Consider the following 21,800-nt stretch of genomic DNA (forward strand, 5'->3'; position numbering starts at 1 on the left):
TATATCCCATATGACTACTGGTACACACCGCTTGTGGAAAGGGACCACCATGTGGATTTTACACAGATGCCGGAGGAGGTGGCTGACATCCGCAGGATGGTGGACGAACTGCCGGTGCAGGGGGAGGCTTTCCATATGAATGAACCAAAATAGGAGGAAAAAATTTTGAACAGCATCATAAGCTGGGTTGGCGGCAAGAAAGCACTGCGCGATCTGATCTATCTGCGCATGCCGAAAAACTATGACCGCTACATAGAAGTATTTGGCGGTGGCGGCTGGGTTTTATTCGGAAAACCGCCGGATAAATGCATGGAGGTTTACAATGATTTCAATTCAAATCTTGCAAACCTCTTTTATTGTGTCAAGGAAAGGCCAATGGCACTGCTTCGGGAACTGTCCTTCCTGCCGCTCAACTCCAGAGATGAATTTACAACGCTGCGGAAATTTCTGGCCATGGAAGAATTTAAGAGTGAACATCTTGCGGAAGAATTGGAGATTGCAACGCACTTCTTAAAAGAACCGGAGGCGGCAGAAATCCGTGACATCCTCATGGAGCGTGCCGCAGTAGGTGATGTGAAAAGGGCGGCGGCATTCTATAAGATTATCCGCTACAGCTATGGGAGCGGATGCACCTCTTATGGATGCCAGCCTTTTGACATACGCAAAACCTTTACCATCATCTGGGAGGCAAACCGCAGGCTGAAGGATACCGTAATCGAGAATAAGGATTTTGAGGCACTCATCCGTCAATATGACAGACCGAATGCCTTTTTTTATTGCGATCCGCCGTATTTTGAAACCGAGGGACACTATGAGGTGGTGTTCCGTAAGGAAGATCATGTGAGGCTCAGGGATACCTTAAAAGGCATACAGGGAAAGTTCATGGTTTCCTATAACGACTGTGCCTATATCCGTGAGCTGTATCAGGACTTTCAGATTGAAGCGGTGACAAGGATCAATAACCTTGCACAGAGGTATGACAACGGAAGTGAGTTCCCGGAAGTGCTGATCGCAAACTATGACATGGAGGAAAGAAAAAAAAGCATGCCGATGCAGATGAATCTGTTTGAACTGTATGGGGAACAGAAAACGGTCCGGTGGAGGGGAAAGGAGACAGAGGAAGAGCCACAGGACACATAAAAAAGGAAAAAAGGAGGAAAACATGCTTCAGTTAGTAGAAATGGAAGGAAAGATGACGGAAAACGGGTGTATTGAGATTCCCGCAGTGGTGTTAGAGCAGGCTGGTATCTGTACCGGTGACACCGTGAAACTTGTGTATATGGCAGAGGACGGGGAACTTAAGAACACGGCAAAGGAGTTCCTGCTTGCAAGGGCAGGACAGGATGTGGCAGAGGAACTGGCAAAGGAGGAAAACATTGCGTTCCAGATACCGGAAGAATTATTAAGGGATGCCGGAATCCCGATGGACGCAGACCTTGACATTGTGTGTCAGGAAGGACGCATTATCATCCTGCCGTCAGAACTTGTGCAGGGGACGGAAGTGCCGGAGGAACTGCTTGCCATCTGCAGGGAGCTTGGCATCACGGAGGATAAGGTAAACATCATCTTGCGGACCACAGAGGAGGGGACGGATGAAAAAACCGGTGTATAAGCTGTTAGACGAAAAAGGACGTATCCTGATTCCGAAAGAATTCCGCCAGATGGCAGAGCTTGAGAGCGGGGATATCGTAAAGCTGTCCATGAGCAGTGGAAAGATTGTGGTATCCAAAGTAGATATCGTTGAGATGGGGAGTCAGGACCCGCAGGCAGTGGAAGCCTATGTAAATGCAGCGGTAAAACATATGAGTCCTGCAAAACAGGTGGCGCTTGCGGCAAGGATTCTGAAATTCGCACAGCAGGAGGGAGGTACGGATTGTTAAGGAATAAGTACAGGGCATTTGAAATCAAAGACGATCAGGTCAGCCAGACGCTGGTGGACGGGAATCTCTGCTCCATTGCAGAATTTATCCGGCACTGCAGTGAGGGAAGCATCATCACCCTGCACACCATGGAGGGCGAACCGTTTTTGATCGGACTCTCCAAGATGTTTGTATTCTGCGGGGACAAGGCATTCTTAGACAGGCAGTTAATCCCTTACCTGCGCAGCATGGGTGGGTAATGCGTATGAAAAGGATTTATGTTCAGAACGGGATTGTATTTTATTATGGGAATCCGGCTGGCTATCTGGGAGATGGGACAGCAGTCATCGACTGCATGTTCCAGAAAGAGGAGCTGGTTTCGTTTGTGAAGGAACAGTTTTTGGTGGAACCCGTATTCCGGGAGGGTGTGTATGACCGGCTGTCGGAGGGAGGTGGTGTCAAAGAGACAGCGGAGGTCAGTATCGGGGAAGGGAGGAGGCTTAGAATCTATCAACTGGGACAGGACAGTCCAATCATGATGCGGTTTATCAGTCTGGCAGAGAGAAAAAAGAGAGGGTATGACAGACCGCGCAGGGAGGAATATGTCAGAGTCTATGAGGGGGAGATAGAAAACTATAGTCTGGAGGAAGTCTGGGAGAAATACGGACGGAGAGTACCGGAAGGGTTTCAGGGACATGCATTGTCCATTTCGGATGTGGTCGAGTTTGCGGATGGGGAAGTCAGCCGCTTTTTCTATGTCGAGCCATCCGGGTATGAGGAAATCAGATTTTAACAAGGAGGAGCATTATGCCAAAGGCAAAAACTGCCCAGAGCCGGGCAGAAACCACAGAACAGCTGGCACCATCCGGAGCAGGGAACAAAGAAAACTCCCTGCTCCAGTTTGATGTGCGCATCCAGTCCATCCGGCCGAGGGAAAGCATCAAGGGAACGGCATCCGTAAACATCAACGGGGCATTTGCAATCCGGGGTGTCAAGATCATTGAGGGAAGCAATGGACTGTTTGTTTCCATGCCAAGCTATAAGGTTGGGAATGAGTACAAGGACATCTGTTTCCCTATCACGCAGGAATGCAGAAAACAGCTCCATGAAGCAGTCATCGGAGCTTATGAGCAGGCAATCTCGCAGGGGCAGGACACGGTGGCAAAGCATCATGGGATGCAGGCACCGGAAGGACAGCCGATGGAGATGGCAGGAATGTAACAGGATAAAACCAGAGAACATAGAGCGGACCGCACAGGAACGGTCCGGCAGACCATGAGAAAAAATTGGAGGAAAAAGATATGAGAAATATGATGAAAAAAGCAGCACAGAATGTAAAGGCAGTTGCCGTAAGAGCAGGGATGTTAATGAAGGATACCAAGGGTGAGAACTATGTGGATACGGCGGTCAAAATCCTGATCGCAGTCGTTCTCGGCGCACTGCTCCTGGCAGGTCTTTATGCACTCTTCGGGGATGTGGTGATGCCTACCCTTACCCAGAGAATTCAGGACATGTTTAACTACGCAGGATAAGGGACACCGGTCCAGAACAGTGAAACAGGAAAAATAACAGAAGGATATGGAGGAAAACAGATGCCTAGAAGAGCAAATACACAGACACAGCAGGAAGCAGTACAGGAAAATGCCGCAGTGCAGGCAGACGCAGGGGCAGACATGCAGATGGAGGCTGCCATTACAAAAACACAGCCGGAAAAGGGCGTCCTTGCCCTTGCCGATGTAAAAATCGGGGATTTCATGACGATCCGAAATGTCAGAATCAAGGAAGATGACTACGGGCTGACCGTTGCCATGCCGAAAACAAAGGCAGGAGCAAATGAACAGTACAGGGATGCGGTGTTCTTTGCCGACAGGGGAACCAAGGAAAAATTTGACCAGACGGTACAGAAAGCGTATGAAACTTTTATGCACCAGCAGACGGATCTGGACGAGGAACCGGAGGAGGCAGAGGAGCTGGAACAGGAAGAAGGCGGCATGAACATGGGAATGTAACATGATAAGGCTGGCTTTCTTTTTTTCTGCCCTGTCTTTGGCGGCGGTCATGGATATACGGACAAGGACCATCCCGGACTGGCTGGTTGTTCTGGTGGCACTTACCAGCGTGCTGCCACCGGGAACACCAAATTTTTTGGGTGTTCTTGCAGGACTTCCGCTGCTCCTTGCAGGGATTACCATAGGAGGAATCGGCGGAGGGGATGTGAAACTCATGGGGGCATGCGGCCTGATACTTGGAGCGAGCCAAGCGCTTACGGGACTGTTCCTTGCATTGTGTCTGCTGGTGCTGTGGCATGCGGCAGGGAACATGGGCAGAAAAAAGAACAGAAAGAAACAAAAAGAGGAGAAGGAACAGGCATACCCGCTTGTTCCGTTTCTTTTTGCAGGAATGCTGATTGGTATCTGGATAGGAGGTTAAAGAATTGAAAAAGAAATTATTACTGGCAGGGATTGTGGCACTGCTTGCAGGAACTGTCATGGCAGCAAGAAAGAAAAAATATACGGAGACATCGAGATAGGAGGAGAAGAGAATCATGAAACTGTTAAAAAACCGTACTGTTCTTGGGGTACTCTGCATTGCAGTGTCCCTGCTCATCTGTTTTGCAGTAACACCGCTTGTCAATGCCGGACTGTCCCAAAAGACCACAATCGTGCGTTTTGTAAAGGACGTTAAGGCAGGCGAAGAGATCAAAAAAGGAATGCTGCAGGAAGTCGAGGTGGGAGGTTACAACCTGCCCGAAAATGTGTTAAGGAGCATCACGGAGGCGGAAGGAAAATATCTGACCGCAGATGTTTATGCAGGGGATTATATCGTAGCAGAAAAAGTAGCGGACGAGCCGGCTGCAGAAAATAAATACCTGTACAACTTAAACGGGGAAAAACAGGCAATCTCCATCACTATCAGTTCTTTTGCGGAAGGACTCTCCGGCAAATTAAAGAGCGGGGATATCGTGTCGGTCATCGCACCGGATTACCTGGGCAGCGGCGAGACAGTCATCCCGGCAGAATTAAAATATGTGGAGGTCATCGCAGTGACGGCAAAGTCCGGCTATGATGCCAATACACAGGAGCAGGAAGAGGAGAAGGAGCTTCCGTCCACCGTCACGGTGTTAGTCAGACCGGAGCAGAGCAGACTGCTGGCAAGGCTGGAAGCAGAGGGAGAAATCCACCTGTCACTGGTATACAGGGGAGACAGCCAGAAAGCCGCACAGTTCATTGAAGCACAGGATCTGGTGCTGGAGGAGCTTCTGGAAGAAACCACAGAGGAAGAAGAGGTATCTGTTGTAAAAAATGAGGTGCCGAGGACAGGAGGGGAAGCGGATGCAGTGACGGCAGAAGAAACCTCGGCAGACGAGAAAAATGATACGGATATGGAGGAATAGTGTTTGAATTTCATGAAAAATTCTTTGTTCCAGAGAAATCTGGAGCAGGAAAGGGAAGAAGAGATGCCGGAAGAGGGAGGCGTGCTTGCCGTGTGGGGCAGCCCTTCCTCTGGCAAGACGGTGGTGTCTGTGAAACTGGCAGAGCATCTGGCAAAGAAAAAAAGAAATGTCATCTTAATCCTTGCGGATATGGTCACGCCGCCGCTGCCCTACTTATGCGCACCGTCAGACATTGAACAGGAAAGGTCGTTGGGGAGCATTCTTGCCGCATCCCATGTGACGGAAAACCTCATCAAGAAGAACTGCATGTTCTACCGGAAGAATGATTATCTTTCCATGGTCGGGATGTTAAAGGGGGAGAATGTGTTCACCTATCCGCCCTATGAAAAAGAGCAGGCGGCAGAACTGCTCCAGCTTGCAGCACAGATCGCACCGTATGTCATCGTGGACTGCACCAGCAATATCGCATCGGATATCCTGTCGGCAGTCGCATTGATGGAGGCAGATACGGTATTAAGGCTGGCAGGGTGTGACTTAAAATCCATCAGTTACTTATCCTCCCAGCTTCCACTGCTCTCAGACCACAAATGGGATGCCGACAAGCAGCTAAAGGCCGTGTCCAATATCAGACAGCAGGAGGCGAGCAGCCACATGGAACAGATCCTTGGCAGTGTGTCGTTCCAGATTCCGCACAGCAGTGAGGTGGAAGCACAGTTTTTAGAAGGGGAACTGCTTGGGGAACTCGGCTTGAAAGAGAGCCGGACATTCCGCAGGGAGATAGAGAAAATCAGCAGGGAGGTATTCGGGGTATGAAAAACAACCAGAATCTGTTCTTTTCCCCGGAGGAAAAGGGAAGGGCGTTTTCGGATGTCTTAAAAGAGGTGCAGGAGTATATCTCCAGCAAATATTCCACGCTCATGGTAGAAGGCGGGAGCGAGGAAGTAAAACAGCAGGTCAAGCGGTACATCACAAAGTATATCTGCGACTACCGCATCACGGTAAAGGGAAAAACACAGGAACAGTTGATCGATGACCTTTACACGGAAATGGCAGAGTTTTCCTTCCTCACCAAGTACATTTTTGGAACCGGGATAGAGGAAATCGATATCAATTCCTGGCGGGATATCGAGATACAGTACAATGACGGCAGGTGTGAAAAGCTGGAGGAACACTTCGAGTCCCCGGAGCATGCGGTCAATGTCATAAGGCGCATGCTCCATGTGTCGGGCATGGTGTTGGACAATGCCTCCCCTGCGGTGTTAGGGCATCTGAGCAAAAATATCCGAATCGCCGTGTTAAAGACGCCGCTTGTGGATGAAGATGTGGGGATTGCAGCGTCCATCCGTATTGTCAATCCGCAGAGCCTGAAAAAGGAAAACTTTGTGGATGGCGGCACCGCAACAGGGGAAATGCTGGATTTTCTGGCAGAGTGCCTGCGTTATGGAATCAGCATCTGTGTTGCAGGAGCAACCAGTTCGGGAAAGACCACGCTTGCAGGCTGGCTGCTTACCACCATACCGGATGGAAAGCGCATCTTTACCATCGAAAACGGCAGCCGTGAGCTGGCACTTGTAAGGGAAAAGGATGGAAAAGTGACCAACAGTGTCATCCATACGCTGACCAGATACAGCGAAAATGAAAAGCAGAATATTGATCAGGACATGCTCCTCGATATGGCACTGCGTTTCAACCCGGAGATCATCTGTGTCGGGGAGATGCGTAGTTCGGAGGCGTACACGGCACAGGAATCGGCAAGAACCGGTCATACAGTGCTTACCACGATCCACAGCAACAGTTGTGAATCCACTTACAGCCGAATGAGGACACTGTGCAAGAGAAAATATGACATGGATGATGAGGTGTTGATGGACCTTGTAACGGAGGCATTCCCTATCGTGGTGTTCACCAAGCAGCTTGAGAACCGCAAGAGAAAACTCATGGAAATCATGGAGTGTGAGATCACGGCAGACGGAAAGCGGAAGTTTAACCCGCTGTACCGCTATGAGATCACCGAAAACCGGATGGAAGGGGACCGCTTTATCATTAACGGCACGCATAAGAAGGTGTGCGGAATTTCCGAGAGCCTCAAAAAGAGATTTTTGGAAAACGGCATGCCAAAAGATGTGCTGGAAAGAATTGAAAAAGGAGGGGAGAAAGCATGCTGACATTACAGGTCATTGCCTGCATCGGGATCATTACAGGGGCATTCCTGCTGTTCCACATCCGGCTAAATGACTTTACGGGGAACATTTTCCACAGGCTTTTGGACGCACCGAAAGGAATCCGTGAGGAGATACTGGAGGAAACCAAGCGCAGGAAAAAATCCTATTTCCGAAGGGAAATCGAGGAAGTACAGGCAATTTTGAAAACAACGGACAGGGAGGAGCTGTTCCCGCTTTTATGCACGGCATCCCTCCTGCTGTTTGCCGCAGGAGCAGCCATTGCCGTCATGATCGGAAATGTTTTTTTAATTCCGGTGCTGGCGTGCGGATTTTTATTTCTGCCGTTCTGGTACATCAGGCTGACCGCATCCCATTTCAAAAAGGATGTGTCATCGGAACTGGAAACCGCACTGTCCATTATTACAACGGCATACCTGCGAAGTGAGGACATCCTTACTTCGGTGGAGGAAAACCTCGAATATTTAAATCCGCCGGTCAAGACCGTGTTTGCAGATTTTGTGTCAAGAATCCGCCTCATAGATCCAGACCTTGAAGCAGCCTTGGAGGAGCTTAAGGGAAAGATTGAAAATGATGTGTTCATGGAGTGGGTGGATGCCTTAAAGTCCTGCCTGTATGACAGGTCACTAAAGACAACGCTGACACCGATCGTGGCGAAACTGTCGGACATGCGCATCGTGAATGCAGAGCTGGAATATCTGGTATTTGAACCCAGAAAGGAATTTATCACAATGGTGGTGTTGGCAGTGGGGAATATCCCGCTGTTATATTTCCTGAACCAGTCCTGGTACGATACGCTCATGCATACCATCCCCGGACAGATTATGCTGGCAGTTACCGGCGCAATTATTTTTGTTTCCACGGCATGCGTCATAAAACTGACAAAGCCGATTGAATACCGGACATAAGGGGGAGGGATAAATTGAAAATCGTACTGATAGTTGTATTCATCCTTACGGCATGCGGACTGTTCCTTCTGCTGTCGGGCATCTTAAAGCTGCCGACACTGCGGACCGGCAGGGCGATGATGCAGTCAGGGAAGAAAGAAAAGAAACTGCAGAAAACACTGGATGCGTTCTACATGGACGGAGCGGCATACTTAGGAAAATACATCGGGATGAATGCCTACAAAAAAAGCAGGATGCAGAATGTCCTAAATGCGGCAGGACTTAAGATGACACCGGAAACCTATATGGCGTATGCCTATCTGAAGGCAGGGAGCATTTTTCTCCTGATCCTTCCGGCACTGCATGTATTTCCGCTGCTTGCCATCCTGCTCGTGCTTTTAGGAGTCATGGTCTACTATAAGGAGACAAGAAAAGCAGAAGAGCTGGTAAGGGAAAAAAGAGAGCAGATCGAGGGAGAGCTGTACCGTTTTGTTTCCACCATCACACAGGAGCTGAAAAACAGCAGGGATGTACTTTCCATGCTGGAGCATTATAAGGAAAATGCCGGGGAGATGTTCCAGAAGGAACTGGACATTGTGTGTGCCGACATGCGTTCCAGCAGCTATGAGGCAGCACTCACCCGTTTCGAGGCAAGGCTCAATTCCCCGCAGCTCTCCGATGTGGTCCGTGGACTGATTGGTGTGTTAAGAGGCGATGACGGTGCAGTGTATTTCCAGATGCTCACACACGACTTCAAGCAGGCAGAACTGCAGAGGTTAAAGGCAAAGGCAGCAAAAATCCCGCCGAAAATCCGTGTCTTTTCTTTTGCCATGCTCTTATGTTTCCTTGCAACCTATTTTGCCATCATCGGCTATGAGATCATAAAGTCCATGGGAACACTGTTCTGATAAAAGCGCAGGAAGGAGAAAGATTGAAAAATAAAATTTTTCAATCGCGAGATTTGTGTCTGCGCGCACTTGACACAAACTCGTTATGCGCAAAAAGCGTGCGCAGAAATGAGGCAAAAAATGAAACGGATCTATAAAATCATGAGGGACAAAAAGGGGGAGGGATATATCGATGCGGCAGTCGTTGTATTCTGCGTGATGTTTGTCATTGCCCTTGGCGTCAGGATATTCCCGGTTTTTATCACGAAGATACAGCTTGACAATTTTGCAGACGAGCTGGTGAGGGAGGCAGAGATCAGCGGCAGGGTTGGAAGTGAGACAACCGCAAGGCAGAGAACCTTGGAGGAAAAAACAGGGATACATCCAGCCGTAAGCTGGTCAAGAACCGGAAAAATCCAGTTGAATGAAGAGGTGACGGTAACACTGACGTTGCAGAAAGACCTCGGACTTTTTGGGAAATTAAGGTCGTTCCCGGTAACCATAAGGGCGAGGGCATCGGGAAAGAGTGAGGTGTATTGGAAATGAGAAAATGCTATCAGAGCTTCAAAAGACTTCTGACAGGGCAGGAGGGAAGCATGGCCCCGGTTGCTGTAGCTGCAACAATAGCCATGCTTTTTATCATCCTTGGTGTTTCAGAATACATGCGCCTTGTCATCACGGCAGCCGGAATCAAAGATGCCATGGAATCTGCCGTAGTTTCCGTGGTAAACGACAATTACAATGAAGTTTATCATGGTGTCAGGGAAGGATATGCTGCAGGATATGAGCCGGACGATACGGGATTTGCGGCATCCGTGGACCATGGGGATATCTATGGCAGGATGTGTTTTCTGCTTGGTCTGGAAGAGGATGGGAACAGTTATGTCCGCTATAACAACAGTGGTGAACTGGAGTACAGGCTCAAAAATCTTTCTGTGGACATCCACAACACGGCACTGGCATCGCCGGGAGGAACTTATTATGCGGATGCAGAGGTCACGATGGAAGTGCCTGTGCGTTTCGCAGGAAAAATCTTGTCGAATATGTCGGTCAGGTTGAAGGTGAGGGCGGCCTACCGGGAGAAATTTTAGTAACATGTTACAGATATCGTAAGACTTATTACATTTCCATAGACTTTCCAGACGTTCTATGGTAGCGTGTGAACTACGAAAATCAATCAAAAAAGCATAAGGAGGGAATGCCATGAAAGATAAGACAAAAAAGTGGCTGGCAGTCGCAGGACTTCTAGCAGTATGTGCGGTGCTTGTGTTTGGAATCAGCAGGGTGCTCTACCATGAGCCGGACAGGGAGGCACAGGTCGTGGAGAGAGAATCGGAGGAGACAGAACTTTTTGTGGAGACAGAAACACCGGAACCGGCTCCGGCAGAAAGCACAGAAGCAGAGATGGAAGAGCCGCTTGTGATCGAGACGGAGACAGGAACTTCCGTAAATGACAGGGAGCAGGAAATTCAGGAAACCCCGGAGAAAACAGAAGAGGAAAAACCGAGTGAGCCGCCTGCACTGTCTGAGGGAACCGCCACGGACCAGCCGGATACACCACCGTCCTATGAGGAGGAAAAACAGGAGGAACCGGCTCCGGCAGAGAACCAGACGCCAAAGACAGGTGATACCAAAGACGGCATGGTATATGTGGAAGGCTTCGGATGGATTACCGATGAAGGGGAAGGCTCAGGCACCTACGCAGATGACATGTATGAAAATGGCAATAAGATCGGAATCATGGATTAAATAAACAGAACGTAAAGGAAAGGCACAGCAGAAAATGTTGTGCTTTTTTTGTGGGCAGATACGGGCAGTGTGCCATATCTGCCCGCTGTGTTTAAAGGAGAAATGCATGAAATATATCAAACAGAAAATCCTGCTGTTTGTGCTTTTGCTTGCCATGGCAATGCCGGTATCGGTTTATGCAGCCGGGGAAGGGAACATCGACAATGGCGGTGGAGGTATGGGAGCAGGAACGGGAACTAATTTTTGGAGCAGCCACGATGAGGGTGTGCGTGTAACGGTAATCAGAGCCAGCGACGGTTCAGTTGCATCAGCATCCATTGACCTTACCAACAAGCATCCGACTGATATCCGGGTGCATTTTGGAAAAGTAAGCAAGACTTCCTACAGGAATGGCGCAGGACTTTCTGCAAGGATGGGAGGCTATACATTTTATAATCCAGCACAGTCCCTGCCACAGATTATCAGTACTTCAAGAGGAGGGGCAAACCTTGCAGCCATCAAACAGTACTTTACGGACGAGCAGGTGATCAGAGCCATTGCAGGATATGTCGGCATGGATTTCCAGACGCTGACAAACGGAGAGTACAAGCTGTTATTAGAGCCGATTGCATATGTGACGTTTGAGGGAGTCAGGACTGCGTTTACCGCCACGGAAGCGGCAAAATACAACCAGTTAAGGGGCGGCCTGTTGCGAAAGAAAATGCCGTCCCTGTCCCATAAAAACCTGCCGCTTGCCATGTTTTTGGAAACATCGGATTTAGGATATCCGGCGTGGAGCGGCTCTAAGACAGAGAAAGCGAATGATGAGGATATCATCCGCGCATTAGGACTTGGCATCGTGCGGTTTAATGAGGTGGTCACACCGGAAGTCATCGAAGCGGACTATGAATACCGTGTGGATACGGATGTGATAACGGCGGTCACGGTCAGTGGAGGACAGAGTGATCCGGACAACTCCGTCACCGTGACATTTTCTATTCTGGGAAGAAGCTACAAGGTTGAAAACGTGTATTACCCGGAGGACGGACAGCAGCTCGTGTGGGTAAAATGGCATACCCCGTCCACGGAACAGCACATCACGATTATCGTGACCGCCAGCGGAGGCAGTGCATCCGTGAGCCGGGGAACCATCACGGCGAACATTGTGGATCTGGATGACAATCCACCGCCAAATCCTGTTGCAGATGACAGAAATGACAGCTACCGGAAAGAAAATGCAGTGATGCCTGTAAATCCAGAAAAGACACAGGCGGCATGGAGTGTCTGGAAAGCCAAGTGGAAGGAAAAATGGGTATGGCACAGTGACTGGAACTGGGAGTCAGAGGATCATTCGGCAAGCTGTGAGGCAGGATGCACACAGAGCCATGGATACTGGCAGGATGATGGCGAGTATGTGGATGAAGGCTGGTGGGAATTTGAAGAGAAACATTATTCGGCATCCCTGACCGCAGATATGCATCTGGTCACGGATGAGAAGGCACCGACCGCGGACGGCATGGTTACCAAAAGCGGGTATGGTGTGAATGTTTCCCTGAGTGCAAGGGCATTGAGCAGCCAGACATCCGCAACAACAGCACCGCAGACAGCAGTCAGTTACTTCCCGGAATTTTATTACGAAACCTACTGGCGGCTTTTAGAGAGAACCAGAAATGGATACAGTGCGGTCTTTGAATTTAAGAATAATGAGTATTCCACTTATTACCGGAGGACACATTTCACACCGGTCTGGATGCCGGACGGGGAGTACCGGGTATACACGTACCTGCTCGACTGCTGGACACCGGATGGAATGCTTTCCGTGAACCTGTCAAACGCTGTGCAGATATCTGGAAGCCTGTGGGATGACTGGCATATCGCACCGCAGAATGTGAGGTAGGAAACCGATGGGATATGAGAGAATCCAAAAGCCGGAAGGACTGCTGTACCATTACACCAGAAAAGAAAATCTGGAATCCATCTTAAGGGATGGGAGGATACGGAAATTTTGTGACCGGGAAACATGGTTCACGAAATCCCTTGCAGATACGCTGCGGCTTATGTCACTCACGGTGATGCAGGAGGGAGCAGCTTATTATGATGCGAGCGGCAGGCTGCAGCGTTACCCGGCATTTGTACCGGAGGATTATGTAGTTTTAGAACTTACCCCGCGCTACCAGAGCGGGGAATGGGTGATCTGGAATCAGGAACTTCCACCCAATGCCCCGGAGTCCGTAAGGGAGCTTGCGGAAGAGTTCAGCCACTTAAAACTCGGATACCGTGGAGATTTAAAGTTCTGGGAGAATCCTGTCATTTATGAGATGACAGACCTTTTGGAAGAACCGGACCAGACCAGTGAAATGAAAATGCAGTAAAAAAACAGAAAAAAGGAAAGGAAGATCAGATGAAGAAAAAGAAATGGATGATGATGGCAGTGATGGTGCTTGCACTTACGATGATGTTTGGAACTACAGTATATGCGTCAGGGAAAGGGGATGTGGCAGGCGCAATCGAGGGTACATGGCAGGATGCCTCCGCACAGATCAAGACAGTAGTCAATAAGGTGGTGTTTCCGGCAATCGACCTGATACTTGCCGTATTCTTCTTTGCAAAGCTGGGTACGGCATACTTCGATTACCGAAAACACGGACAGTTTGAATGGGCGGCACCCGCAATCCTGTTTGCGTGTCTGGTATTCACGCTGACGGCACCGACCTATATCTGGAAAATCCTTGGCATATAGGGGATGGTGAGAAAGAAGGTGTCAGATGTTTATATTTGATTTTGTTGCGGAAACCGTACTAGACCAGATCATCGACTGGCTGTATGGGAAGATCGTTGGATTTCTCAATGATTTTTTTGCAATGATGAACAATATGGGGGTGGAATTGTTTGACCTGCCGTGGGTGAATGCAATTACCACTTTTTTTAGCTGGCTTGGCTGGGCATTGTTTGTGGTAGGGCTGGTGGTCGGAGCTTTTGAATGTGCCATAGAGTATCAGGGAGGAAGGGGCAGTATCAAGGATACTGCCTTAAACTATGTCAAGGGATTTATGGCGGTCAGCCTGTTTTCCATTCTTCCGGTCAACTTATACTCCCTAAGTGTGTCGCTGCAGAGTTCCTTCGGATCGGCATTATCCGGCATTACAGATGCGGAAAGCATCGGGATGACTGCACAGCAGGTGCTTATGTCAGCCGCCATGCCGGGAGTGGGGAATCCGATCCTGCAGATATTCTGTGCCGTGATGATGGGGTATGCCGTGATAAAAGTGTTTTTCGGAAACCTGAAAAGAGGAGGCATCCTGCTCATACAGATCGCAGTTGGAAGCCTTTATATGTTTTCTGTTCCAAGAGGATATATTGACGGTTTTACCCAGTGGTGCAAGCAGGTCATTGGAATCTGTCTCACCGCTTTCCTGCAGTCCACCATGCTCACGGCAGGACTCATGATCTTCAAGGACCATCCTCTGCTTGGTCTGGGTGTCATGCTTTCCTCCACGGAGGTGCCGAGGATTGCCGGACAGTTCGGACTGGACACCAGCACAAAGGCAAACCTGATGAGCGGAGTTTATGCAGCGCAGACAGCCATCAACATTTCAAAAACGGTTGTCAAAGCAGTGGCAGCATAAGGCGGTGAAAGGATGGAGAAAAAGCTGGGGAGTCTGTTCGATGGGATCGGGGGATTTCCATTGGCAGCAAAAAGAAATGGCATACGGCCTGTGTGGGCGAGTGAGATAGAAAAGTTTCCCATGGCAGTTACCATGCACCGGTTCCCGGAGATGAAACACATGGGAGACATTACAAAACTGCATGGGGAAAACCTCCCGGTTGTGGATGTGATAGCCGGGGGTTCGCCATGTCAGGACTTATCCATTGCCGGGAGACGCGCAGGACTTGCGGGGATGCGTTCCGGTCTCTTTTTAGAGCAGGTACGCATCATAAAAGAAATGCGCAGGCAGGAGGAAAGGAGGAAAAACAGCAGTGGAAGGAGAGCAGATGTCCCTGTTCGACCTCGGTATATGGTCTGGGAAAATGTGCCGGGAGCCTTCTCAAGCGGAGAACCAAAAGGAGCAGATTTTAAGAGAGTCCTCGAAGAAGTCTGTGGTATATCGGAGGAGTCCGTATCTTTACCTGGACCGCCGGATGGGGCATGGACTCCTGCCGGGATTATTCTGGGACAGGAATTCTCTGTTGCTTGGAGGGTACTGGACGCTCAATTTTGGGGAGTCCCCCAGAGACGCCGAAGAATCTTCCTTATCGCAGATTTTGGAGGCCACAGTGCCGGAGAGATATTATTTGAGTCCGAAAGCGTGTGGAGGCATTATCAGGAGAGCAGGGAACAGAGGAAAAAAGCTGCCGCCGATCTTGGAGGCGGCACTTTTGATGCAGGCACAGGAGCCGACATAGTGTGTCTGATGGATCAGGGAGGACAGCGGATGGATGTGTACCGGAACCTTATCGGTACACTTCTGGCACACAGTTCAAGCACACCGCCCATTATCATGGCGAGCAGTCAGGCAAATGCAGAAATCGGGATCGGATATTGTCCGACCATTACAGCCGCGGCAGGGATGGCAGGCAATAACCAGCCGATCCTGTTTGACAATCACGGACCGGACACCCGCTACAGCGGACCGGTGAAGGTGGCGCAGACCGTTACTTCTGCACTGGGGACGGGAGGCAACAATACGCCGCTTGCTGTTCATGGAGAACCCTACTGCATCGCCGGAAATGTCATCAACCGTCAGGATAAAAACGGGGGAAACGGCTGCGGCTATCAGCAGGGAGTCAGTTATACGCTGACAACAGAGGACAGGCATTGTGTGGCATACACGGATGACCTGCCGGAGCTTTATCAGGACGTGGTTGGAACATTGTGTGCCAAGGATGCAAAAGGGCTGAACAGTCAGTATGTCAGCCAGAGCAAATGCATTGTAAGCAGAAAGAAGCGTGTGAGGAAACTCATACCGCTTGAGTGTGAAAGACTCATGGGGTTCCCGGACCACTGGACGGACATTCCGGGAGCAAGTGACAGTGTCCGGTACCGGGCATTGGGAAACAGCGTGGCAGTGCCGTGTGTGGAATATATTCTCTGCGGCATTGCTTATTTTTTAGAAAGACAGGAGGGAGAACGGGATGTACATATACCCGGATAATCTGAAATCGAAAGCGAGCATGTGGCTGTGGGAGTTAAAAGACCTTGCAGTGACAGGAATCATCGTACTGGTATCTGTGTTTGCATTTGCCTATGCAAAACTGTGGTTCCCGATGGTGATAGCAGGCGTATACGCATTTTTAACGATACAGGTGGAGGATACCACCATCTTAAAATTTATCCACTATGCATGTGCGTATTTTTTGATGGAACAGCAGCATTATGAATGGAGGTATACCGCAAATGAAACGGAAGAATGAACAGTCCACAAGGGAGCTGATGGGGACAAAGGAACTGTCGGATTACAGCATCCGCACTTACCGGAAGGATGAGCTGGTCTATTTTCTGATCCAGCCGAGCAACCTGTCCGTGTTGTCGGAGGAGAGCCTTTCTGCAAGAATCTACGGACTCATGACGGTCTTAAAAGGCATCACGGAAATCGAGATGATGTGCTTAAATTCCCGTGAAAACTTTGAGGACAATAAAAGATATTTAAAGAACCGCGCGGAGGAAGAAACCAACCCGACTGTGCGGAAACTGCTGGAACTGGATGCAGGACACCTTGACCGGATGCAGGTGCAGATGGCAACGGCAAGGGAGTTTTTACTGATTATCCGGCTGAGAAACCAGAAGGAGAATGAGGTGTTCTCTTACTTAAATCGTATCGAAAAAATGCTGGTGGAACAGGGATTTACATCCAAAAGAGCGGATGAGGAGGACATGAAGAGGATACTGGCTGTTTACTTTGAACAGAATGTCACAACGGAAAAATTTGAAGAATTTGATGGGGAGAGGTGGATCATTTTAAATGAATAACAACAGAAAGAAAAAAACACAGACACAGACACCGGGGGAAGAGAGGCTTAAGAGTTTCCTTGACATGATCGCGCCGTCCGTCATCCAGTTTTACACGGATCATTATATCTGCGGGAATACGTTCCGCAGTGTCTGGGCACTCAGGGAATATCCGACTGCAACGGATGAGCAGGCAATCCTGCGCCACCTTGGGGAAAAGGACGGTGTGACACTGCGTATCTATACCAGACAGGTCACACCGGCAGAGGAGAAAAAAATTATCAGCAATGCGGCAAACAAGAACCGCATGAAACAGGGGAATACAGAAAATTTACAGGAGACAGTCACGGCAGCGAGCAACCTGCAGGATGTGACCAACATCATTGCGACCATGCACCGCAACAGGGAGCCGTTACTGCATACGGCTGTGTATCTGGAGTTATCCGCAGCGGACATGGATAAGTTAAAGCTGCTGCAGACCGAAGTGTTGACAGAACTCATCCGTTCCAAACTGAACGTGGATAAGCTGCTGTTGCGCCAGAAGCAGGGGTTCTTATGTGTGCATCCGGCTGGCAGGAATGTCTTTCTGGAGCAGTTTGAACGTGCGCTTCCGGCTTCGAGTGTGGCGAACCTGTTTCCTTTTAACTACTCCGGCAAGACCGATAAGAACGGATTTTATATCGGGAGGGATAAGTTTGGAAGCAATGTCATTGTAGATTTCAACCAAAGGGCGGATGACAAGACGAATGCCAATATCCTCATCCTTGGAAACTCCGGGCAGGGAAAATCCTACCTGTTAAAACTGATACAGACCATCCTGCGTGAGTCCGGGATGAAAGTCATCTGCCTGGACCCGGAGCATGAATATGTTGACCTGACCGGAAATCTGGGAGGCTGTTTTGTGGATCTGATGAGCGGGGAGTATATCATCAATGTGTTAGAACCCAAAACATGGGATGAAAACGGCAGCCCGGAGGATACGGAGGCACCCTATGCGTTCCGCTGTTCCTCAAAATTAAGCCAGCATATCTCCTTCTTAAAAGACTTTTTCCGAAGCTATAAGAATTTTACGGACAGCCAGCTTGACACGATAGAAATCATGTTGGCGAAACTTTATGAGAAGTGGAACATAGGGGATGATACGGACTTTGGCAGGCTTACGCCAAAGGATTACCCGATCCTGTCTGACCTTTACGATCTGATGGAAGAGGAATATAAGCATTACGATGCGAAGAAGAAACAACTGTATACCGCAGAGCTTCTGCAGGAAATCTGTCTTGGACTTCACTCCATGTGTAAGGGAGCGGAGTCCAAATTTTTTAACGGACATACGAATATCACAGACAGCAGTTTTCTGACTTTCGGTGTCAAGGGACTGCTTCAGGCGAGCAAAAATGTGAAGGATGCCATGCTGTTTAATGTGCTTTCCTACATGTCCAATGAACTTCTGACCAACGGGCATACGGCAGCCTGCATCGATGAGTTTTATCTGTTCCTTACCAACCTGACCGCCGTGGAATATATCCGAAACTTTATGAAACGTGTGCGAAAAAAGGACAGTGCCGTCATCCTTGCCAGCCAGAATCTGGAGGACTTCAATATCGATGGAATCCGGGAGTATACGAAACCGCTGTTTTCCATCCCAACCCATGTATTTCTGTTCAATGCGGGAAACATCGATTCCAGATTTTATATCGACACCCTGCAGCTTGAGCAGAGCGAATACAACCTGATCCGCTATCCGCAGAGGGGCGTGTGCCTCTATAAATGCGGCAATGAACGTTACAACCTTATGGTACATGCACCGGAGTACAAGGAGAAACTGTTCGGAAGTGCCGGAGGACGATAAAGCAGGGAAAAAGGAAGGAGGGATGCCAAACTATGGACATGAGGGAGCAGAAATTCGGCATTGAGATCGAGATGACAGGCATTACCAGACAGCGTGCTGCGGAGGTCATGGCAGCCTATTTTTCCTCTACGTTCAGCTATGACGGCGGAAGCTATGAAGAGTACAGTGTCAGGGATGCGGCAGGCCGCAGATGGAAAGTCATGTATGACTCCAGCATTGAGGCGCAGAAAAAAGGCGGCGGTTATGCGGGGAGTGAGTACAAGGTAGAATTTGTTTCCCCTATCTGTGAATACGCGGATATCCCTGTCATACAGGAACTCATCCGGCAGCTCCGGCATGCAGGTGCAGTGGCAGGAAAGAATACAGGCATCCATGTGCATATCAACGCGGCACCCCATGATGCAAGGACACTGCGGAACATCACCAACATCATGTACAGCAAGGAAGATTTGATCTATAAGGCACTTCAGGTAGATGTAGAGAGGGAGCATCGTTACTGCCAGAAGGTGGAAGAGGACTTTTTGCAGGAACTGAACCGGAAGAAACCAAAGAGTCTGGAGGAAGTGAGCAGGATCTGGTACAAGGGGGTTGATGGAAGGCACAGGCATTACCATGAAAGCCGTTACCACTGTCTGAATCTGCACAGCGTGTTCCAGAAGGGAACGATTGAGTTTCGTCTGTTTAACTCCACTACCCATGCAGGAAAAATAAAGGCATATATCCAGCTCTGCCTTGCCATTTCTGCGCAGGCATTGAACCAGAAATGTGCCAGCCGGATCAAGACTGCCAGCACCAACGAAAAATATACATTCCGTACCTGGCTGTTAAGGCTGGGAATGATCGGGGATGAATTTAAGACGGCGCGGAAGTTTCTTCTGGAAAATCTGGAGGGCGGCATTGCATGGAAGGACCCGGAACAGGCTGTGAGACAGAAGGAAAGACTGCGTGCGATGAAAGAAAAGAAAGAACTGGAAATCGGACATGCACAGCAGGCAGACAGCATGGAAGAAGAGGTGCCGGAGGATGCACAGGGAATGAACATGACCATGTAAAAACAAAACGCAGAGAAAGGAAACAAGAATATGAACATGACAGGAAGAAGATATATTGCATATGGCTCGAACTTAAACCGGGGGCAGATGGCACTGCGCTGCCCCGATGCAAAGGTGGTAGGAACCGGGGAAATCAAGGACTATGAGCTGTTGTTCCGTGGAAACAGGAACGGGGCGGTAGCCACGGTGGAGCCGAAAAAAGGGGAGAGTGTGCCGGTGTTAATCTGGGAGATCAGTCCGAGAGATGAGTTTAACCTGGACCGTTATGAGGGATATCCGAGACTGTATGGAAAAGAAATGCTGGAAGTGGAGATGGATGGAAAACGGGAGAAAATGATGGCATATACCATGACGGATGGGTATGCCATGGGAGTCCCTTCGGAACACTACCTTGCTACTATCCGCACCGGATATCAGGAGGCAGGATTTGATGAGGATGTTCTGATGGCAGGTGTTGAAAAGAGCAGGGAGCGCATGAAACAGGAGATGGAAGCAGAGAGAATGGAGGAAGCATCATGGAGCCAGCAACTGCCGCTCTGATCGCAAGGGCAGCCATAGCAGCCGGAACCAATAAAAAAGTGTGGACAGGGATTGCCTCTGTACTGGCAGCCCTGTGCCTTCCGGTCATCCTTGCCGTCATGTGCTACATCAGCATTGCTTCCGGTGGAACAGAACATAACCGGGCGGCAGTGCATCTGGCATTCGATGGAGGGGAAGCACCGGATGGAATGCCTGCGGATTATCAGGCTTATGTCCGCCAGATGCAGGAAAGTTTTGCGGAGCTGGATGCCATATTAGATGACATTGATGGCATGACAGAAGGGGAACTGTGCGACAGGTATCTGGTCAAATCCGTTTTTTATTCTCTGTATTTCGGCGCAGACCGGGTACGGCTTGAGACGGATGATTATAAAAAATTTGCAGACTGTTTTGTGGATTATGAGGAACGGACACAAAACGCAGAGCAGGAGGACGGGACAGTCACGCTGGAAAAATATACCGTGGCAGTTGCCATTGGGGATAAGACAAAAATCTTCCAAAAACTTGCATCCGACTATGGAGTTACCGCAACTTATGAACAACAGTCCAATGCAGTCAATGTGTGGTATGTGGCAAAGTATGACACAGCGGCCCCTACAGAGGGGGATGAATTTTCCGACTGGAGCGGCTGGAACGGGGCAGGGGATATCCCTGTGTATGATCTGCCGGCCAATGGGAATGGAAGTGATATCGTACAGCTTGCATTATCGAGACTGGGGCATCCGTACTCGCAGGCACTCCGCGGAACCGGGAATTATGTCGACTGCAGTTACCTGACACTGTGGTGCTACAGACAGATAGGAATCTCCCTGCCGGGAACGGCGGCAGAGCAGGGAAGATATATGGTGGAGCATAACCTGACGGTTGCAAAGGAATCACTGCAGCCGGGGGACCTTGTGTTCTGGAGCCACAAACCAAACGGAAGATACATGAACATCACGCATGTGGGAATCTATGCCGGGGATGGCATGGTCGTGGATGCGTCCTATTCCAAAGGGAAGGTGGTGTACCGTCCCCTGTTTGACAACGATAAGCAGGTACTGTATGGCAGACCGCAGTAAATTTTTTGATGCCGCAGGCATCTGTTTTCCGCCAGAAAATAGAAATGAAGGAGGAGCGATATGGCAGAAAAAGAAATAAAAATCACATTTGCCGGGGAGAAACTGGAGGCATTAAGTTTCTTTCTGGCAGAGCAGGGAGGAAAAACCGTGGAGGAGCTGTTGAAGAGCCATCTCGATAAATCTTATGAGAAAAATGTTCCTGCACAGGTCAGAAAATTTGTGGAGAGCAGGATGGAAACTCTACAGGAGACAGCAAATCAGGAGCAGGAATCCCAGAGAACGGGAGGCACAAGACAGCAGAGAGCATCCGGCAGGCGGAGCAGGGAGACACAGAATCAGGAAGAGCAGCCGAGAGAGCCGGTGCTGGAAACTGTGGAAGAGACAGCAGAAAATACGATGAGCATGGGAATGTGAGG

Annotated in this window: 29 protein-coding genes; all 29 read left to right on the plus strand. The window is 49.4% G+C overall.

The genetic code is table 11. The features are described 5' to 3' along the window. The first annotated feature begins 165 nt into the window (after positions 1 to 165). The 29 genes from RIL182_RS02400 to RIL182_RS02545 all read left to right on the plus strand — a co-directional run bounded on the left by RIL182_RS02400 (position 166) and on the right by RIL182_RS02545 (position 21,798). The gene (locus RIL182_RS02400; protein ID WP_044999046.1) at positions 166 to 1,140 is read left to right on the plus strand and encodes a DNA adenine methylase; all 975 of its coding nucleotides are present in this window, start codon (positions 166 to 168) and stop codon (positions 1,138 to 1,140) included. Positions 1,141 to 1,162: 22 nt separating this feature from the next. After that, entirely contained in the window at positions 1,163 to 1,612 is a 450-nt protein-coding gene (locus tag RIL182_RS02405) for a hypothetical protein (protein WP_006857271.1), read from the plus strand. Next, a complete protein-coding gene (locus RIL182_RS02410; protein WP_006857272.1) occupies positions 1,593 to 1,880 on the plus strand; it encodes an AbrB/MazE/SpoVT family DNA-binding domain-containing protein in 288 nt (95 codons plus the stop codon). Before RIL182_RS02405 ends, RIL182_RS02410 begins: the two co-directional genes overlap by 20 nt. Next, complete coding sequence (locus tag RIL182_RS02415) at positions 1,874 to 2,119, plus strand: hypothetical protein (protein WP_006857273.1); 246 nt, start codon at positions 1,874 to 1,876, stop codon at positions 2,117 to 2,119. The genes RIL182_RS02410 and RIL182_RS02415 overlap by 7 nt, the downstream gene beginning before the upstream one ends. 5 nt (positions 2,120 to 2,124) lie before the next feature. Then, positions 2,125 to 2,652: a YodL domain-containing protein gene (locus RIL182_RS02420; protein WP_044999056.1), complete on the plus strand. Its 528-nt coding sequence runs from the start codon at positions 2,125 to 2,127 to the stop codon at positions 2,650 to 2,652. A 14-nt stretch (positions 2,653 to 2,666) separates the two neighbouring features. Next, positions 2,667 to 3,080 (plus strand): SpoVG family protein, encoded by a 414-nt coding sequence (locus tag RIL182_RS02425; protein ID WP_006857275.1) that lies wholly within the window; start codon positions 2,667 to 2,669, stop codon positions 3,078 to 3,080. Positions 3,081 to 3,160: 80 nt separating this feature from the next. After that, positions 3,161 to 3,391, plus strand: a complete 231-nt coding sequence (locus tag RIL182_RS02430; RefSeq protein ID WP_007886404.1) for a DUF6133 family protein — start codon at positions 3,161 to 3,163, stop codon at positions 3,389 to 3,391. Between the two features lie 60 nt (positions 3,392 to 3,451). Next, the gene (locus tag RIL182_RS02435) at positions 3,452 to 3,868 is read left to right on the plus strand and encodes a septation protein SpoVG family protein (RefSeq protein ID WP_006857276.1); all 417 of its coding nucleotides are present in this window, start codon (positions 3,452 to 3,454) and stop codon (positions 3,866 to 3,868) included. A 1-nt stretch (position 3,869) separates the two neighbouring features. Next, positions 3,870 to 4,289: a prepilin peptidase gene (locus tag RIL182_RS02440; RefSeq protein WP_006857277.1), complete on the plus strand. Its 420-nt coding sequence runs from the start codon at positions 3,870 to 3,872 to the stop codon at positions 4,287 to 4,289. A gap of 115 nt (positions 4,290 to 4,404) precedes the next feature. Beyond that, positions 4,405 to 5,253 (plus strand): Flp pilus assembly protein CpaB, encoded by an 849-nt coding sequence (gene cpaB, locus RIL182_RS02445; protein ID WP_118413061.1) that lies wholly within the window; start codon positions 4,405 to 4,407, stop codon positions 5,251 to 5,253. Positions 5,254 to 5,265: 12 nt separating this feature from the next. Then, a complete protein-coding gene (locus RIL182_RS02450; RefSeq protein WP_118177376.1) occupies positions 5,266 to 6,066 on the plus strand; it encodes a ParA family protein in 801 nt (266 codons plus the stop codon). Continuing rightward, positions 6,063 to 7,418 carry an ATPase, T2SS/T4P/T4SS family gene (locus RIL182_RS02455; protein WP_007884393.1) on the plus strand — a complete coding sequence of 452 codons (1,356 nt, stop codon included), beginning with the start codon at positions 6,063 to 6,065 and terminating at the stop codon, positions 7,416 to 7,418. The genes RIL182_RS02450 and RIL182_RS02455 overlap by 4 nt, the downstream gene beginning before the upstream one ends. After that, complete coding sequence (locus tag RIL182_RS02460; RefSeq protein ID WP_006857281.1) at positions 7,412 to 8,341, plus strand: type II secretion system F family protein; 930 nt, start codon at positions 7,412 to 7,414, stop codon at positions 8,339 to 8,341. The genes RIL182_RS02455 and RIL182_RS02460 overlap by 7 nt, the downstream gene beginning before the upstream one ends. Before the next feature lie 20 nt (positions 8,342 to 8,361). Continuing rightward, complete coding sequence (locus tag RIL182_RS02465) at positions 8,362 to 9,228, plus strand: hypothetical protein (RefSeq protein WP_055232646.1); 867 nt, start codon at positions 8,362 to 8,364, stop codon at positions 9,226 to 9,228. Between the two features lie 120 nt (positions 9,229 to 9,348). Next, on the plus strand, positions 9,349 to 9,753 hold the full coding sequence (locus tag RIL182_RS02475) for a DUF4320 family protein (RefSeq protein WP_207741227.1): 405 nt from the start codon (positions 9,349 to 9,351) through the stop codon (positions 9,751 to 9,753). Further along, positions 9,750 to 10,298 (plus strand): hypothetical protein, encoded by a 549-nt coding sequence (locus tag RIL182_RS02480; RefSeq protein ID WP_006857282.1) that lies wholly within the window; start codon positions 9,750 to 9,752, stop codon positions 10,296 to 10,298. Before RIL182_RS02475 ends, RIL182_RS02480 begins: the two co-directional genes overlap by 4 nt. Before the next feature lie 112 nt (positions 10,299 to 10,410). Next, on the plus strand, positions 10,411 to 10,956 hold the full coding sequence (locus tag RIL182_RS02485) for a DUF6550 family protein (RefSeq protein WP_006857283.1): 546 nt from the start codon (positions 10,411 to 10,413) through the stop codon (positions 10,954 to 10,956). Between the two features lie 106 nt (positions 10,957 to 11,062). Continuing rightward, positions 11,063 to 12,832 (plus strand): hypothetical protein, encoded by a 1,770-nt coding sequence (locus RIL182_RS02490; protein ID WP_134523009.1) that lies wholly within the window; start codon positions 11,063 to 11,065, stop codon positions 12,830 to 12,832. Positions 12,833 to 12,839: 7 nt separating this feature from the next. Then, on the plus strand, positions 12,840 to 13,307 hold the full coding sequence (locus tag RIL182_RS02495; protein ID WP_006857286.1) for a hypothetical protein: 468 nt from the start codon (positions 12,840 to 12,842) through the stop codon (positions 13,305 to 13,307). Positions 13,308 to 13,336: 29 nt separating this feature from the next. Then, a complete protein-coding gene (locus RIL182_RS02500) occupies positions 13,337 to 13,675 on the plus strand; it encodes a DUF3852 domain-containing protein (RefSeq protein ID WP_006857287.1) in 339 nt (112 codons plus the stop codon). A gap of 25 nt (positions 13,676 to 13,700) precedes the next feature. Continuing rightward, a complete protein-coding gene (locus RIL182_RS02505) occupies positions 13,701 to 14,561 on the plus strand; it encodes a conjugal transfer protein TrbL family protein (protein ID WP_006857288.1) in 861 nt (286 codons plus the stop codon). A gap of 12 nt (positions 14,562 to 14,573) precedes the next feature. Further along, on the plus strand, positions 14,574 to 16,088 hold the full coding sequence (locus RIL182_RS02510; RefSeq protein WP_006857289.1) for a DNA cytosine methyltransferase: 1,515 nt from the start codon (positions 14,574 to 14,576) through the stop codon (positions 16,086 to 16,088). Continuing rightward, a complete protein-coding gene (locus tag RIL182_RS02515) occupies positions 16,069 to 16,347 on the plus strand; it encodes a hypothetical protein (RefSeq protein ID WP_006857290.1) in 279 nt (92 codons plus the stop codon). The genes RIL182_RS02510 and RIL182_RS02515 overlap by 20 nt, the downstream gene beginning before the upstream one ends. Continuing rightward, positions 16,331 to 16,903 (plus strand): hypothetical protein, encoded by a 573-nt coding sequence (locus RIL182_RS02520; protein ID WP_006857291.1) that lies wholly within the window; start codon positions 16,331 to 16,333, stop codon positions 16,901 to 16,903. Before RIL182_RS02515 ends, RIL182_RS02520 begins: the two co-directional genes overlap by 17 nt. Beyond that, the gene (locus RIL182_RS02525) at positions 16,896 to 18,731 is read left to right on the plus strand and encodes a VirB4 family type IV secretion system protein (protein WP_006857292.1); all 1,836 of its coding nucleotides are present in this window, start codon (positions 16,896 to 16,898) and stop codon (positions 18,729 to 18,731) included. Before RIL182_RS02520 ends, RIL182_RS02525 begins: the two co-directional genes overlap by 8 nt. A gap of 32 nt (positions 18,732 to 18,763) precedes the next feature. Further along, entirely contained in the window at positions 18,764 to 19,783 is a 1,020-nt protein-coding gene (locus RIL182_RS02530; protein ID WP_006857293.1) for an amidoligase family protein, read from the plus strand. 30 nt (positions 19,784 to 19,813) lie between these two features. Further along, a complete protein-coding gene (locus RIL182_RS02535; protein ID WP_006857294.1) occupies positions 19,814 to 20,323 on the plus strand; it encodes a gamma-glutamylcyclotransferase family protein in 510 nt (169 codons plus the stop codon). After that, complete coding sequence (locus RIL182_RS02540) at positions 20,299 to 21,384, plus strand: C40 family peptidase (RefSeq protein ID WP_006857295.1); 1,086 nt, start codon at positions 20,299 to 20,301, stop codon at positions 21,382 to 21,384. Before RIL182_RS02535 ends, RIL182_RS02540 begins: the two co-directional genes overlap by 25 nt. Before the next feature lie 60 nt (positions 21,385 to 21,444). After that, positions 21,445 to 21,798: a DUF6103 family protein gene (locus RIL182_RS02545; RefSeq protein WP_007884354.1), complete on the plus strand. Its 354-nt coding sequence runs from the start codon at positions 21,445 to 21,447 to the stop codon at positions 21,796 to 21,798. Positions 21,799 to 21,800 lie beyond the last annotated feature (2 nt).

The sequence above is a fragment of the Roseburia intestinalis L1-82 genome (genome assembly GCF_900537995.1).
GTDB classification, from domain to species: domain Bacteria; phylum Bacillota; class Clostridia; order Lachnospirales; family Lachnospiraceae; genus Roseburia; species Roseburia intestinalis.

Bases quoted from the DNA above. Each gene is read 5' to 3' on its own strand.
- cpaB (WP_118413061.1), top strand. From the start codon at position 4,405: ATGAAACTGTTAAAAAACCGTACTGTTCTTGGGGTACTCTGCATTGCA.
- RIL182_RS02510 (WP_006857289.1), top strand. From the start codon at position 14,574: ATGGAGAAAAAGCTGGGGAGTCTGTTCGATGGGATCGGGGGATTTCCA.
- RIL182_RS02405 (WP_006857271.1), top strand. From the start codon at position 1,163: ATGCTTCAGTTAGTAGAAATGGAAGGAAAGATGACGGAAAACGGGTGT.
- RIL182_RS02455 (WP_007884393.1), top strand. From the start codon at position 6,063: ATGAAAAACAACCAGAATCTGTTCTTTTCCCCGGAGGAAAAGGGAAGG.
- RIL182_RS02495 (WP_006857286.1), top strand. From the start codon at position 12,840: ATGGGATATGAGAGAATCCAAAAGCCGGAAGGACTGCTGTACCATTAC.
- RIL182_RS02505 (WP_006857288.1), top strand. From the start codon at position 13,701: ATGTTTATATTTGATTTTGTTGCGGAAACCGTACTAGACCAGATCATC.
- RIL182_RS02515 (WP_006857290.1), top strand. From the start codon at position 16,069: ATGTACATATACCCGGATAATCTGAAATCGAAAGCGAGCATGTGGCTG.
- RIL182_RS02450 (WP_118177376.1), top strand. From the start codon at position 5,266: ATGAAAAATTCTTTGTTCCAGAGAAATCTGGAGCAGGAAAGGGAAGAA.
- RIL182_RS02535 (WP_006857294.1), top strand. From the start codon at position 19,814: ATGAACATGACAGGAAGAAGATATATTGCATATGGCTCGAACTTAAAC.
- RIL182_RS02530 (WP_006857293.1), top strand. From the start codon at position 18,764: ATGGACATGAGGGAGCAGAAATTCGGCATTGAGATCGAGATGACAGGC.
- RIL182_RS02430 (WP_007886404.1), top strand. From the start codon at position 3,161: ATGAGAAATATGATGAAAAAAGCAGCACAGAATGTAAAGGCAGTTGCC.
- RIL182_RS02440 (WP_006857277.1), top strand. From the start codon at position 3,870: ATGATAAGGCTGGCTTTCTTTTTTTCTGCCCTGTCTTTGGCGGCGGTC.
- RIL182_RS02485 (WP_006857283.1), top strand. From the start codon at position 10,411: ATGAAAGATAAGACAAAAAAGTGGCTGGCAGTCGCAGGACTTCTAGCA.
- RIL182_RS02500 (WP_006857287.1), top strand. From the start codon at position 13,337: ATGAAGAAAAAGAAATGGATGATGATGGCAGTGATGGTGCTTGCACTT.
- RIL182_RS02480 (WP_006857282.1), top strand. From the start codon at position 9,750: ATGAGAAAATGCTATCAGAGCTTCAAAAGACTTCTGACAGGGCAGGAG.
- RIL182_RS02520 (WP_006857291.1), top strand. From the start codon at position 16,331: ATGAAACGGAAGAATGAACAGTCCACAAGGGAGCTGATGGGGACAAAG.
- RIL182_RS02460 (WP_006857281.1), top strand. From the start codon at position 7,412: ATGCTGACATTACAGGTCATTGCCTGCATCGGGATCATTACAGGGGCA.
- RIL182_RS02410 (WP_006857272.1), top strand. From the start codon at position 1,593: ATGAAAAAACCGGTGTATAAGCTGTTAGACGAAAAAGGACGTATCCTG.
- RIL182_RS02420 (WP_044999056.1), top strand. From the start codon at position 2,125: ATGAAAAGGATTTATGTTCAGAACGGGATTGTATTTTATTATGGGAAT.
- RIL182_RS02425 (WP_006857275.1), top strand. From the start codon at position 2,667: ATGCCAAAGGCAAAAACTGCCCAGAGCCGGGCAGAAACCACAGAACAG.
- RIL182_RS02475 (WP_207741227.1), top strand. From the start codon at position 9,349: ATGAAACGGATCTATAAAATCATGAGGGACAAAAAGGGGGAGGGATAT.
- RIL182_RS02525 (WP_006857292.1), top strand. From the start codon at position 16,896: ATGAATAACAACAGAAAGAAAAAAACACAGACACAGACACCGGGGGAA.
- RIL182_RS02540 (WP_006857295.1), top strand. From the start codon at position 20,299: ATGGAGCCAGCAACTGCCGCTCTGATCGCAAGGGCAGCCATAGCAGCC.
- RIL182_RS02545 (WP_007884354.1), top strand. From the start codon at position 21,445: ATGGCAGAAAAAGAAATAAAAATCACATTTGCCGGGGAGAAACTGGAG.
- RIL182_RS02490 (WP_134523009.1), top strand. From the start codon at position 11,063: ATGAAATATATCAAACAGAAAATCCTGCTGTTTGTGCTTTTGCTTGCC.
- RIL182_RS02435 (WP_006857276.1), top strand. From the start codon at position 3,452: ATGCCTAGAAGAGCAAATACACAGACACAGCAGGAAGCAGTACAGGAA.